The 14,041-nt window shown below is 33.2% G+C and carries 13 protein-coding genes; 8 read left to right on the forward strand and 5 right to left on the reverse strand.

Annotated elements, in window-relative coordinates:
- The first annotated feature begins 49 nt into the window (after positions 1 to 49).
- Positions 50 to 2,557 (forward strand): M14 family metallopeptidase, encoded by a 2,508-nt coding sequence (locus BUC11_RS07105; protein ID WP_073352966.1) that lies wholly within the window; start codon positions 50 to 52, stop codon positions 2,555 to 2,557.
- An 87-nt stretch (positions 2,558 to 2,644) separates the two neighbouring features.
- On the opposite strand, the gene BUC11_RS16960 is transcribed toward BUC11_RS07105, so the two are convergent.
- A complete protein-coding gene (locus tag BUC11_RS16960) occupies positions 2,645 to 2,818 on the reverse strand; it encodes a hypothetical protein (protein ID WP_175455466.1) in 174 nt (57 codons plus the stop codon).
- A 531-nt stretch (positions 2,819 to 3,349) separates the two neighbouring features.
- On the opposite strand from BUC11_RS16960, the gene pyrR reads away from it, so the two are divergent.
- The 7 genes from pyrR to BUC11_RS07140 all read left to right on the forward strand — a co-directional run bounded on the left by pyrR (position 3,350) and on the right by BUC11_RS07140 (position 7,881).
- On the forward strand, positions 3,350 to 3,889 hold the full coding sequence (pyrR, locus tag BUC11_RS07110; protein WP_066076432.1) for a bifunctional pyr operon transcriptional regulator/uracil phosphoribosyltransferase PyrR: 540 nt from the start codon (positions 3,350 to 3,352) through the stop codon (positions 3,887 to 3,889).
- 47 nt (positions 3,890 to 3,936) lie between these two features.
- On the forward strand, positions 3,937 to 4,863 hold the full coding sequence (locus tag BUC11_RS07115; protein WP_073352967.1) for an aspartate carbamoyltransferase catalytic subunit: 927 nt from the start codon (positions 3,937 to 3,939) through the stop codon (positions 4,861 to 4,863).
- A gap of 74 nt (positions 4,864 to 4,937) precedes the next feature.
- Positions 4,938 to 5,270 carry a ribonuclease Z gene (locus BUC11_RS07120; protein ID WP_066076426.1) on the forward strand — a complete coding sequence of 111 codons (333 nt, stop codon included), beginning with the start codon at positions 4,938 to 4,940 and terminating at the stop codon, positions 5,268 to 5,270.
- A 10-nt stretch (positions 5,271 to 5,280) separates the two neighbouring features.
- Positions 5,281 to 5,493 carry a hypothetical protein gene (locus BUC11_RS07125; protein ID WP_066076423.1) on the forward strand — a complete coding sequence of 71 codons (213 nt, stop codon included), beginning with the start codon at positions 5,281 to 5,283 and terminating at the stop codon, positions 5,491 to 5,493.
- Positions 5,494 to 5,566: 73 nt separating this feature from the next.
- Positions 5,567 to 6,472, forward strand: a complete 906-nt coding sequence (locus BUC11_RS07130; protein WP_073352968.1) for a ribonuclease Z — start codon at positions 5,567 to 5,569, stop codon at positions 6,470 to 6,472.
- Between the two features lie 96 nt (positions 6,473 to 6,568).
- Positions 6,569 to 7,213 (forward strand): pyridoxamine 5'-phosphate oxidase, encoded by a 645-nt coding sequence (gene pdxH / locus BUC11_RS07135; protein WP_073352969.1) that lies wholly within the window; start codon positions 6,569 to 6,571, stop codon positions 7,211 to 7,213.
- 164 nt (positions 7,214 to 7,377) lie between these two features.
- Positions 7,378 to 7,881: a CAP domain-containing protein gene (locus BUC11_RS07140; protein WP_073352970.1), complete on the forward strand. Its 504-nt coding sequence runs from the start codon at positions 7,378 to 7,380 to the stop codon at positions 7,879 to 7,881.
- Between the two features lie 472 nt (positions 7,882 to 8,353).
- Here the strand turns inward: BUC11_RS07140 and BUC11_RS07145 are convergent, their stop codons facing one another.
- From BUC11_RS07145 to BUC11_RS07160, 4 genes are all read right to left on the reverse strand, one after another.
- Complete coding sequence (locus BUC11_RS07145) at positions 8,354 to 10,294, reverse strand: OmpA family protein (protein WP_073352971.1); 1,941 nt, start codon at positions 10,292 to 10,294, stop codon at positions 8,354 to 8,356.
- 42 nt (positions 10,295 to 10,336) lie between these two features.
- Positions 10,337 to 10,732, reverse strand: a complete 396-nt coding sequence (locus BUC11_RS07150) for a hypothetical protein (protein WP_073352972.1) — start codon at positions 10,730 to 10,732, stop codon at positions 10,337 to 10,339.
- 12 nt (positions 10,733 to 10,744) lie between these two features.
- The gene (locus BUC11_RS07155) at positions 10,745 to 11,653 is read right to left on the reverse strand and encodes a PorP/SprF family type IX secretion system membrane protein (RefSeq protein WP_073352979.1); all 909 of its coding nucleotides are present in this window, start codon (positions 11,651 to 11,653) and stop codon (positions 10,745 to 10,747) included.
- Positions 11,654 to 11,812: 159 nt separating this feature from the next.
- The coding region (locus BUC11_RS07160; RefSeq protein ID WP_139259438.1) for a T9SS type B sorting domain-containing protein at positions 11,813 to 14,041 on the reverse strand (2,229 nt) is incomplete at its 5' end.

Here is a 14,041-nt window from a genome sequence, read left to right on the forward strand (position 1 = left end):
AAAGACTTCGTAAATTGCTATTTTTGAGGCATAACTAACCCAAAATAATATGAAAAAGACTATTTTTTCTTTTTATCTAATGCTAACTCTGGTACTCAGTGTTCAATCACAGGTGCAAAGTCCTTCAGAATTTTTACCGAATTACGGAAAGCAAATAACGTATTACCATCAAGCCGAAAATTATTTTAGGCATCTTACGGAAAAATCTCCTTTAATAAAACATCAAAAATATGGAGTAACTCCCGAGCAAAGAGATTTGAATGTATATTTTATTTCTAGTCCTGAGAATTTGGCTAACTTGGAACAAATTCGAAATAATAATTTAGCCGCTATTGGTTTGTCCACTAACAAAAGCCAAATGATTGGTGATAAATTAATTGTATGGTTGAGTTTTAATGTTCATGGAAATGAATTTGCTGGAACTGAAAGTGCTATGACTGTAGCCTATGAGCTGGTAAATCCCTCAAACGCCGAAACTAAAAAGTGGTTAGAAAACACTATTGTAATCTTGGATCCATGCATCAATCCTGATGGATATTCCAGATATGGGAATTGGTTAAGAGAAATTTCAAGTAAAAAAACACATCCCGATTTGTCAGATAGAGAACACATGGAAGTTTGGCCAGGGGGAAGGTACAACCATTATATCTTTGATTTGAACAGGGATTGGGCGTGGCAAACCCAGCCGGAAACCCAACAGCGTATCGCATTGTACAACCAGTGGATGCCTCAAGTACACACGGATGTACATGAAATGGGATATGATTCTCCCTATTTTTTTCCACCGTCAGCGGAACCTTTGCACGAATATATTGAAAAGTATCAAAAAGATTTTCATTACACGTTAGGTAAAAATATATCTAAAAAATTTGATGCTCAAAACTGGATGTACAATACAGGGGAGCGTTTTGATTTGTTTTATCCAAGTTATGGAGATACTTATCCTACTTACAATGGAGCAGTAGGCATGACTATGGAACAAGGCGGAATAGGAGCTGGGAGAGCAGTTACAATGAGTAACGGAATCACATTGACTATAAAAGATCGCTTAACCCATCATGCAACGGCAGTTCTTACGGTTGTAGAATCAGCGGCAGCACAAGCGGATGTTTTGCTGAAAGGTTTTAGAGGTTTTATGAATAATTCTCGAAAAACGGTCAAGGGAAATTATAAAATGTATGTGATGAAAAACAATCCGAAGTTGGTTCAAATGGCGGATTTGTTGAAAAAAAACAATGTAGAATTCAGTTATGCTGATGCTACTCAAAAAGCATCCGGATTTAATTATACTACAAAAACAGAGAAAGGTTTTACAATTGAACCAAATGATTTAATTGTGAAAGTAGATCAGCCGAAAGCCGTTTTTGCGCAAGTGCTTTTTGAACCAAACCAAAAATTAAATGACAGTTTATCGTATGATATTACTTCATGGGCGTTGCCTCTGGCTTATGGAGTAGAAGGGTATGCACTGAAAAATAGTGTAGCTGTTAAAACAAAAATGGCAATTGAAATGCAGGAAAAAGTCATTCCGCAAAACGTGTATGCGTTTCATATTCCTTGGAATAATAGAATTTCAGCTCAGGTATTATCTTTGTTGCACCAAAATAATATTAAAGTGCGATCAGCAATGAAGAAAGCTGTTTTTGGAGAAGTAATTGTGGAGCCGGGTGGTTTGTTAGTCACAAAAGCAGATAATCCTAAAATAGTTGATTTTGAAAAAACAATTGCAGGACTAGTGAAAATGAAAACGGATTACAATTATATTGCTACGGGTTTTTCCTCGAATTCGAAAGATGTAGGAGGAGAAAATTTTAATTTATTGAAAGCGCCAAAAGTGGTTTTATTATCTGGAAAAGGGGTTGGTTCCACTGAGTTTGGTGCCGCTTGGTATTATATGGAAGAAACAATTGGTTATCCAGTAAGTGTGATTGAAGTAGACAATTTCAACAGATTAAACTTGTTCAATTATAACACGTTAATCTTAGCAGATGGATATTATGAATTTTCCGAAGACCAACAAAAGAAAATTGGAGAATGGATTAAAAACGGAGGAAAAGTGATAGCAATGAATAGTGCATTAACACTTTTTGAGGGAAAAGAAGGCTATGCATTAAGTCCATTTGCATCCGAGGAAGACAAATTGAGTTCAGAGAAAGAGGCTGAAGAGGAAGCGTTAAAAGAACGTTTTTTAGATTTTCAAGATTCGGAGCGTAGGTATATTTCTAAATCAATTCCTGGCGCTATTATCGAGAACATGCTGAATAAAACACATCCAATGTCTTTTGGTTTAGGGGATAAATATTTCAGTCTAAAAACGGATGATAGACATTATTCGCTACTGAAAAAAGCAACAAATGTCGTTTATGTGCCCAAAGATTATAAGAGTTATGGTTTTGTTGGAAATGAAATAAAAAAGAAATTGAATAATACGGTAAGTTTTGCAGTAGAAAGTAAAGGTGACGGATCTGTAATCTATATGGTCGACAACCCTTTATTTAGAGGTTTCTGGGAAAATGGAAATTTATTATTCAGTAATGCTTTGTTTTTAGTAAATTAAAAAGCCACAATATTGAAACCATAAAAAAGAGCCCAGCAATGGGCTCTTTTTTATTGGGATCAAATTACCATTCGAAAGTACCGTTACTTATTTTCTTCCGAAAATTTTGCTGATTATAAAAATTAGTATGGCCAGTACTGCAACAACTATAAATATACCAACACCTACTCCAGCTTTGAATATTCCTTCTATTATTGAACAGCTTGAAAATGATATTAATACTATAAAAAGCATCAATAAACGAGTTAATTTTTTTTGCATGATTAATTAGTTTAGGTTAAAAATGTAAAATTATTGCTTTCAACTAAGCAGTTTGTTATATAATTTAGAGAGGTGTTTATATAATTCAAACAAAAAATAGCTTAAAATGGTATCTAAATTGCCCATTTAAGTATAAAGGTAAAACAAAAATATGTACAGTTGAACAGTAGTGTTTTATATTTTGACAAAACATAGTGGAATAAAAAACGGTATTATTTAGTAAAATGAAGTCTACCTAGATAAACTATTTCAATTCCTGTTGAGACGGTCAAGTATCAAATTAGGTCATAGGATTTTTTGATGTTGCAACAGTATTTTTTAATACGTCTATTGATTATCAGGGAAGTTTGTCCAATTTAACTTTACACAGTGTTCTAAAATCCATTTCCAAAATGCTTTAGAATAGTTTTGTAAAAAAGCAATTTGGTTTTTAGCAGATAAACGAGTAACGATGTTTATTTTCTCTCTTTTTAATTATAAAATCCTAAATCGGAATTCGTATATTTGTCAAACCAAACAATATAATCTACTATGAGTCAAAAAGTATTACTTACTGCAAAAGAAGTAACTATCATATTACATCGTTTGGCCTGTCAATTAATTGAAAAACACTTAGATTTTTCGGATACAATTTTAGTTGGAATTCAACCACGAGGTGTTTTTTTAGCGGAACGCTTGAAAGAAATTTTGGAAAATGAATACCAAACTCCTGAAATTCAATTAGGTTATTTGGATATTACCTTTTTTAGAGATGATTTCCGAAGAACCGACAAACCATTGGAGGCCAATAAAACTAAAATTAATTTTATTGTTGAAAATAAAAAAGTCATTTTTATAGACGATGTTTTGTTCACTGGACGAAGTATCAGATCTGCTTTGACCGCTATTCAATCTTTTGGTAGGCCTTCAGAAATTGAACTATTGGTATTAATCGACAGACGTTTCAGTCGCAATTTGCCTATTCAGCCAGATTATAGAGGAAGACAGGTTGATGCAATCAATAACGAAAAAGTCAAAGTGAGCTGGAAAGAAAATGAAGGGGAAGATGGTGTCTATCTAATTACAAGTTAGATCGTTTTTAAACGCTAACTATTAAAAACTAATAATCGTAAACAGCAATGAAAGAATTAAGCGTAAATCATTTGTTAGGCATAAAATACATTAATAAGAATGATATTGACCTAATTTTTGAAACAGCCGATCATTTTAAAGAAGTCATTAATCGCCCCATAAAAAAAGTACCTTCTTTAAGAGATATTACCATTGCCAATATTTTTTTCGAAAATAGTACGAGGACAAAACTTTCTTTTGAACTTGCTCAAAAGCGTTTATCAGCTGATGTTATTAGTTTTTCAGCTGCACAATCCTCTGTCAAAAAAGGAGAAACACTAATTGATACGGTGAATAATATACTTTCGATGAAAGTTGATATGGTGGTAATGCGACATGCAAATCCGGGAGCTGCTTATTTTTTATCCAAAAATGTAAAAGCAAGCATCGTTAATGCTGGAGACGGTGCGCATGAACATCCTACGCAAGCTTTATTAGACAGTTATTCGATTAGAGAAAAACTAGGAGAGGTCGCTGGGAAAAAAGTGGTTATTGTAGGGGATGTTTTACATTCTAGAGTAGCACTGTCTAATATATATGCTTTGCAAATGCAAGGGGCCGAGGTGAAAGTTTGTGGGCCTAAAACGCTAATTCCCAGACATATTGAATCGCTTGGAGTTACGGTAGAACCAAATCTTAGAAAAGCACTTGAATGGTGCGATGTGGCAAACATGTTGCGTGTACAAAATGAGCGGATGGACGTGAATTTTTTTCCCTCAACAAGAGAATATGCACAACAATATGGAGTGGATAAAACACTTTTAGATTCTTTAGATAAAGAAATTGTCATCATGCATCCAGGACCTATCAATCGTGGTGTGGAGATTACTAGCGAAGTCGCTGATTCAAGCCAATCAGTGATTTTAAACCAAGTAGAAAATGGCGTTGCAATTAGAATGGCTGTAATTTATCTTTTGGCATCAAAAATTCAGTAGTTTTAGGTGAAACTTTGTAAATTAGCTACTTGTAATCGAAAATACCGCTGGGTAGTTTCATAAATATAGTAAAAATGAAAGTAGATCAAAAAGGACATACCGTAACGATTAGAGATACACAAGGGGATTTTATGTCTTTTCTTATGAAGGTTACGCACCAGTATAAAACATTCGAAAAACACAACATAATGATTGATCTTTTGTTACATAAAGATTTATCTACCAATGATATTAAGCAATTTATGCCTTTATCGAAACAACATAAAAAAGCAAAAAAATCTTTTGTCATAATTACTTCTGATTTTGATTATAATGCCGTGCCTGCTAAACTAACCGTGGTGCCTTCCTTATTAGAGGCGCACGATATTATAGAAATGGAAGAGATTGAAAGAGATTTAGGGTTTTAACAAATATCTTATGGATTTTTACAAAAACAAAAAAGACGCACATCTTTTAAGCATTATTCTATTCGCATGTTTTATAATTTTAATGGGTCTCAATCTCTATAAAGTTTTTACTACTGACGATTCATACAGCAAATGGGGAGTAGGTGCAAACTTATTATTAGCAATTTCTCAAGGGCTACAAATTAAAAAATATAACAAGGAAAAAAAGGATAGTATTTTGTAATTAATTTTTACATAGCGAATTATGAATGTTCCATTTTTAATTCTATCGTAACTTCTAACATGAAATTAAAAAATTGAAACTAACAATACTTGGTTGCTATGCAGCTACACCACGAACTTTTACCAATCCCACCTCCCAGATTTTAGAAATAAAAAACAGACTTTTTTTAATCGATTGCGGAGAAGGAACGCAAGTGCAATTGCGCAAGAATAAAATCAGGTTTTCGAAGATTAATCATATCTTCATTTCTCATTTGCATGGGGATCATTTTTTTGGATTAGTCGGTTTAGTATCCACATTTACTTTGTTGAACAGGACTACCGATTTGCATATTTATGGACCAAAAGGAATTAAAGAAATTATTAAATTGCAATTGCGATTGTCTAATTCTTGGACAAATTATGGTTTGTTTTTTCATGAACTGGAATCGCTAGAAAGCGAGATTGTTTATGAGGATGAGAAGGTTAGGGTGCAAACCATCCCATTAAAACATCGAGTATACACAAATGGTTTTTTGTTCCAAGAAAAAATAGGGGAGAGAAAACTGAATTTAGATGCAGTCCAGAATTATGAAATTAATAGTTGCTATTATCAAAAAATCAAAAATGGTAAAGATATCACACTAGAAGATGGGAGAGTTATTGAAAATGACAAATTGACTTTTGATCCTATTCCAACTAAGAGTTATGCTTTTTGTTCTGATACCGTTTACCATGAAGCTATTATTCCTATTATAGCCAAGAGTACTGTATTGTACCATGAATCTACCTTCCTGCAGTCTGAGGAAAATCTGGCTAAAAAGACATTACATTGTACCGCTAAAGAGGCAGCAACCATTGCTCTGAAGGCTAATGTAGGACAATTGATCTTGGGCCACTATTCAACACGTTATGAAAAAATTGAATTGTTTAAAGACGAAGCCGAAACCGTTTTTTCAGAGGTGCTTTTAGCCGATGATGGGAAAAGCTTTGAGTTTTAAATAAATAATTGAACGGCACGAGAAAATTGGTTTAGGGAATTTTGAATGACACTACGCAAATCAGTCTAGAAATGAACATTTTTAAATTAAAAATATATGAACGACTTAAGTAATTACAGAAAATCGTACGATAAGAGCGAGCTATTAGAAGCTTCTATCCCCGAAGATCCAATCAATTTGTTTAACAGATGGTTTCACGAAGTAGAGGACTTTGGAGGTGATAGTGAAGTAAATGCAATGACCGTAGCGACAATTGGCTTAGATGGATTTCCAAAGTCTAGAGTTGTTTTGTTAAAAAAGTTTAATGAAGAGGGTTTTGTTTTTTATACCAATTACAATTCAGAAAAGGGGAAGGCTATTACAGAAAATCCAAACGTATGCCTCTCTTTTTTTTGGCATACCCTAGAACGTCAAGTAATCATTAAAGGGATCGCTAAACGAACTGCAGAAGACATATCAGATCTTTATTTTGAATCGCGACCTGAGGGGAGTAAATTAGGAGCAATTGTGTCCAATCAAAGTGAAGTGGTTCCTTCCAGAGACTATTTAGAACAAAACTTGAAACAATTAGAAAAAGATTTTGAGAGTATGGTTATTCCAAGACCAAAGCATTGGGGCGGATTTCTTGTAACTCCTTTAGAAGTAGAATTTTGGCAAGGAAGACCTAATAGATTACATGATAGAATTCGGTATTCTAGCCAACAAGATTATTCTTGGAAAATAGACCGTCTTTCTCCTTAATGTAAGAATTATACATATTTAATTATTTTTATGATGTAGTTCATCGATTTTTTTAGGTATTTAAACGGTAAAAGATGTATGTTTGAGTAAGAAATAAAAAACATAGTATTATATATTAAAGTTGTTTGCCCCACAATCTACTTTAAACCTAACCTACCAAAGTTATGAAAATAAAATTACTTCGTGCATTATTGCTCGCTGCTGTGATATGCACTATGAATTCCTGTTCCTCAGACAGTTCTGAAATTGAAACCGCTGACGCAACCGTTCAAAAAGTAGTTGCATACTCATACAATTCCATTGAGTTAGAGACTATGGATTTAATAAATGCCCACAGAGTTAGTAAAGGTTTGAATCGCTTGGAGAAAATCAATCACATGTCTTATAAATCTGAAGAGCATGATAATTACATGATCGCAAACAATGTAGTTAATCATAATGATTTTGCTGCGCGTTCTGAAAACATTATGAAGATTTTAGGAGCCAAATCTGTAAGTGAAAATATAGCTTATAACTTTAATACACCACAGGCAGTTTTGAATGCGTGGTTAGCAAGTCCTGGTCATAAAGAAAATATAGAAGGTAACTTTACCCATTTTGGAATTGCAATAAAAGAAAATCCAGTAAATGGTAGAAAGTATTATACAAATATCTTTGCAAAAATTTAAGTTGAGTTTTTTATATTTAAGTGGCTGTCTTCCCCCCAAAAGACAGCCATTTATATTTTAAAAACAGTTTAGAAAAAATCATTGTTAATTTAAGATATTAACTGTTAATGATTTTTCTTTAGATGTGTTTTAAATTATAATTATTTTTCATTTAGGAATGTAAGGTATCTTATTCTTTATATTTTTTTTGTAATTATTCGTAGTTTTTATATTCCTACTTATCTCGGCTTGATTTATCATTTACAAAATTTTTATACTACTAAAATTTTAGACATAGCTATTTACTAGTCTACAAAGGAGATAATTGACAAATGATATGCTCAAATGTAATATCTTTTGATTCCATAAATTATATCATTTATATCCCTAGGAGTTATTTTTATTACGCGGAGAAAATAGATGAGGAAAATAATTGAAATAAAAATAGACTGTCTTTATGGGACAGCCTATTGCATTTACTTAGGGATTTATTTTACAGGGCAGTGATAATAAATTCACTTCTTCTGTTTAGCTGATGTTCTTCTTCTGTACATGATACTCCATCGGTACATTTATTTACTAATTGAGTCTCACCATATCCTTTGCCACTCAATCTATTCTCATTTACTCCATTTTTAACTAACCACTTAATAGTTGATTTAGCTCTTCTATCTGATAAAGCTTCATTGTATTTAAACGAGGCGCGGCTGTCAGTATGAGAGCGAATATCCAATGTCATCGTTGGATTTTGGTTTAGAACATCTAGTATTTTTTCCAAATCTAAAGCGGCTTCTTTTCGAATATTAGATTTGTCTAAATCAAAATAAATCATTTTTATGTTAAAACATTTACCAAGATCATCACCAATAGTAACTTTACAAACAGCATTCTCTAGCGCGATTGGTAGATATGTTTTTCCATTTTCGTCTGCAATCGTTATCGATACTTCTTTTACGGTATATTCTGGTTTTTGAGCTCTTACGTAATATTTTTTACCGCATTCAACAGCAAATGAATAAGCACCTTTATCATCTGAAACGGTGGTGCTGATGCTATTAAATTGATTGTCAAGCAACGTTATTTTAGTGTTAGGAAGCAACTCTGCAGTATCGATGTTGGTGATTTCGCCGTATAATAATTGTTTACATGTAATTTTTTTTAGTTCTAAAAATTTATAAATGTCATCATATCCCATACCACCATCCCGGTTTGAAGTAAAAAAGCCTCTTCTAGATTTTGTATCTATTAAATAAGCAAAATCGTCTTTGGGAGAATTAATATCAGAGCCTACATTCTGTACTTTGCTAAAAGAACCGTTTGGATTAATTGTAGAAACAAAAACATCTAAACCTCCTAAGCCGGGATGTCCATCTGATGCAAAATAGATTTCGTTTTCATCATTTACAAACGGAAAAGTTTCTCTTCCTTCGGTATTAATAGTTTTGCCTAAGTTTTCGGGTATTCCATAACTTCCATCATTATTTATTTGAACTTTAAATAAATCAGATAGACCCAAGGTTCCAGGCATATCAGAAGCAAAATAGAGCATCCTACCGTCTGGACTTAATGTTGGGTGCGCTGTACTATAATTATCACTGTTAAATGGAAGCTCCGTTATTTCAGTCCATTTATCATTTTCTAAAGTAGCTTTGTATATTTTTATTAAAGTAATTTGATTAGTATCTTTTCCTTTCTTTCCATTTATAAAATTATTTCTGGTGAAGTACATTGTTTTCCCATCATTTGTAAAAGTAGGAGTAGATTCGTGGAATTTAGAGTTGATATTGGAATCAAATTTATGAGGATCAGAGGGAGTCATATTTTCTCCTAAAGTAGAGGCATATAAATTTGTAAAATATTGATTAGTCCATTTGTGTTTTCTTTGTCCAAGACTTCCAGTATCCCTAGCTGATGCAAAAATAATTTCATTGGAATACAATGCAGTACCATAATCAGAGTAGATAGAGTTTATTCCAGCATCTTCAATAGTATATCTTCCGGAATTAGCTTTAATGGCATCTAGATAATTTTCGTTTTCCAAAAAAAGTTTTCCTCGGCTGTCGTTTCCGGCTTTTTTGTTGAACAACTCTAAAAGTTCATTTGCTTTTTCATTTTGGCCAATTGATCTCAAAGACTGCGCATAACGAAAATAATATTCTGGTTCTAAGTCTGAAGTATTCATGGCAAATAATTCGCCATACCATTTTGCAGCTTGTTCCAATTCTGCATTAAAATAGTAGGAGTTGCCTAATTTTTTAAACATATCTGCCGATTTGTATCCTTTTTGAGCAACTTTTTCATAAGTTTTTATGGCATCTATATAAGCATAGTTGTCGTACTTTTTATCAGCAGCTGCAACCTTTCCTTGCTGGCAGTGTGCACTAAATGAAAAAGCGGTTAATAAGGTTATATAGAGGAGTATATTATTTTTCATAATAATTGTTTTTAAAAGAATTTTGGCGTTATGATTTTGTCGTTATTTCCGATTTTTTTTCTCGTGTAATAGCCTTGATTTTTGTTTTAATTTTTCCAATATTTCATGTGCAATATCATTTTGACCAATAAATGCTAAAGATTTAGAATATTGGTGATAATATTCAGGTTCTAAATTAATACCCATGGCAAATAATTCACAATACCATTTAGCAGCGTTACCAAAGTCTGCATTTAAGTAATAAGAATCTCCAATTTTTTTAAATAGATCAGCTGACTTATATCCTTTTTCAGCAATCCTTTCATAGGTTTTGATTACATCTACGTAGACATATTTGTCACTTGTTTTTTCAGTTATAAATAATTTGGAATCTTGAGCATTTCCTTTAAAATAAACTAGACTAATAAGTATGATGCAAAAGAATGTGTTTTTTTTCATGCTATTCACTTTCTAGAAGAATCGAGGAGTTATAATTTTACCATTATTTTTAAATATTTCATATCGCAAAAATATTTCATGTGAACCAGAATTGTAGTTGTTCAATCTAGTTGTTTCACGATCATAACCATAACCGATATGCATTCCATCAGATACTTGGAAACCTACCATAGCACTTAAAGCAGCACTCCATCTATAGGCAACTCCAACTACAAATTTTTCACTAAACATGAAGTTACCAGATACATCAACTTGTAAGGGTGCACCAATAACCATCTTAGTTAGTACAGCTGGTTTAAATTTTACGGTACTGTTAAGATCAAAAACGTAACCACCGATTAAGTAGTAATTAATTTTTTCTTTAAATATCGCAACTTCATTATCATCGTAACGATTTGATTCAATAAAATTTGGAATAGAAATACCCACGTAACCTTTATCAGAATGCAAGTATAAACCAGCACCGATATTAGGAGAAAATTCATTATCTATATTTTGTATTGATGGATCCGGTTGAGATGGATCCAATTTTGAGATGTCTAAATTGAATAAATTAGCTGTAGCTTTTATACCAAAAGAAAGTTTTAAGGTTTCCGACATTGGAATGGTATACGAAAAATCAGCAGAAATAGTATTTTCATTAGTAGGCCCAATCCTATCATTAATAAATGAAATTCCTAGTCCTAGATTATTATTGTTTAAGGGGGTATTAATTGAAGCTACATTTGTTACTGGAGCACCGTCTAATCCTACCCACTGCGTTCGGTGCATCGCAAAAATACTCATTGCACCTCTAGAACCAGCGTAGGCTGGATTGATATTGATGGTGTTATACATGTACTGTGTATATTGAGCATCTTGTTGTGCAAAACCCACAAAAGCTGTAAACATCAAAAAGATTAATAATATTTTTGTTCTCATAGTAGATTTTTTTATTTTGATTGAACTTTTTCTTTTATTAGACAAAAGAGGTCTATTTTGAGTAAGGTCAATGCTATTTATATTAAAGAATAGGGCTGGTTCATTTTTTTGAATCCTGAGGACAATTTAAGATCGTCAGGATTTAAAAGTAATTAAATATTATTTGCTAAGATATAAATACCCGTCTAATTTTTTGATTTCTACTTTACCATTTCCATCAATAGTACTGTAATTCAATATGTAAAAATAGGTTCCAGTTGGCAAACCAGAAGACTGATTAACAGTAGTTCTTCCACGTGAAATACCTTCAAAATTGTTAGTCTGATTATTATAGTTTTTAGTTTCAAAAACTAATACACCCCAGCGGTTATATATTTCAACTGTATTTTCAGGATAGCAAGTCACATCATCAATATTATCGATAACAAAAACTTCGTTTATATTATCTCCATTAGGAGAGAATGCATTATGAACTTTTATATCACCACAACCTAAAACAATACAATCATCATTTATATTTACAGTCAGAAATAGGCTTGTTGGACATGTTTCATTACTGATTCTATACTCAAAGACTTTGTTTCCTAAGCTTAATCCAAAAGGAGATAGGATGTTTCCTTGTAATGCACCAGTGTTATCAACATCTATCCAGGTTCCGTTCGTTGGCGTTCCTTCTGGTAATAAGTTAAAGATGTTAATTGTAGACGAGTCACCACTACAAGCAGAGCTTGCAATTGCTAAACCGCTATTTGCTATTGATACATTTACCGTTTGTATAAATTTAGAAACGTTACCACAAGAATCAGAAACAGACCACTCTCTAGTAATTGTATACGAGGTTAGGGAACTATTAGTGATTGTTTCTGTAAATACTGCTGGAGAAACTGTTGAACAATTGTCGACAAAAACTAGCTCTGGTTTTAAAGGAATAGCATCACATGTTACATTTATGTTTGCTTCAAATGTAGTTGTTGTCGTAGGACCAACGTTATCTTGGACACTGATGATTTGAGAAGCAGTGCTCATATTTCCTGCCAAATCTGTAGCTGTCCAAGTTCTAGTTATAGTGTAAGATCCAATACAACTACCTTGAATCGTCACGTCAACAAATGTTAATGTCACAGTACTACAAGTGTCAGTTGCTGTTGCTTGAGTGAAATTTGGAGTAGTGCTACAACTTATACTTGAAGGTATTGGTAATTGAGCTATTACCGGTGCAGTACTATCTTTAATTGTTATTGTTATTGTTGCAGTATCACAGTTTTCTGGATTTAACTTCCCACATATTTTATAAGTTAAAACATAAGTTCCAGGAATCGCTCCATTTAATGTAGTAATGTTTCCAATGATATCTACTTGAATATTTGAATTTTGTCCAGAAACCAAAGAGATATTAACGGCAGAAGCTAGTACTGAGGATCCATTAAGTGAATCGTTTACCAATATATTTCCTATCAATCCAGACGATGTACAATTTTCGATTGAAAAAATATCATCATTAGCTACAATAGCAGGAGCAGAAACAGTAACAGTAACCGTTGCAGTATCGCAATTTGTTGGATTTAGTATTTCACAGATTTGGTAAACCAAAGTATAAGAACCAGCAGGTGTACCCGGAGCAACTACTACATCAGTACCAGAAAGTGTAACACCAGTATTTGAAGATGAAACTGTAGTCAAGACCACTTGTGAAGCTAAAACAGGCACTCCATTTAAAGTATCGTTAACCAAAACATTAGTGAAAGCTGTTCCACCGTTGGCACCATTTACAGTTGTTCCAGCATCATCACTAGCGACAATAGCAGGAGCAGAAACAGTAACAGTAACCGTTGCAGTATCGCAATTGGTTGGATTTAGGATTTCACAGATTTGGTAAACCAAAGTATAAGAACCAGCAGGCGTACCTGGAGCAACTACTACATCAGTACCAGAAAGTGTAACACCAGTATTTGAAGATGAAACTGTAGTCAAGACCACTTGTGAAGCTAAAACAGGCACTCCATTTAAAGTATCGTTAACCAAAACATTAGTGAAAGCTGTTCCACCGTTGGCACCATTTACAGTTGTTCCAGCATCATCACTAGCGACAATAGCAGGAGCAGAAACAGTAACAGTAACTGTTGCAGTATCGCAATTGGTTGGATTTAGTATTTCACAGATTTGGTAAACCAAAGTATAAGCACCAGCAGGTGTACCCGGAGCTACTACTACATCAGTACCAGAAAGTGTAACACCAGTATTTGAAGATGAAACTGTAGTCAAGACCACTTGTGAAGGTAAAACAGGCACTCCATTTAAAGTATCGTTAACCAAAACATTAGTGAAAGCTGTTCCACCGTTGGCACCATTTATAGTTGTTCCAGCATCATCATTAGCGACAATAGCAGG

This window comes from Flavobacterium xanthum, assembly GCF_900142695.1.
Taxonomy (GTDB): Bacteria; Bacteroidota; Bacteroidia; order Flavobacteriales; family Flavobacteriaceae; genus Flavobacterium; species Flavobacterium xanthum.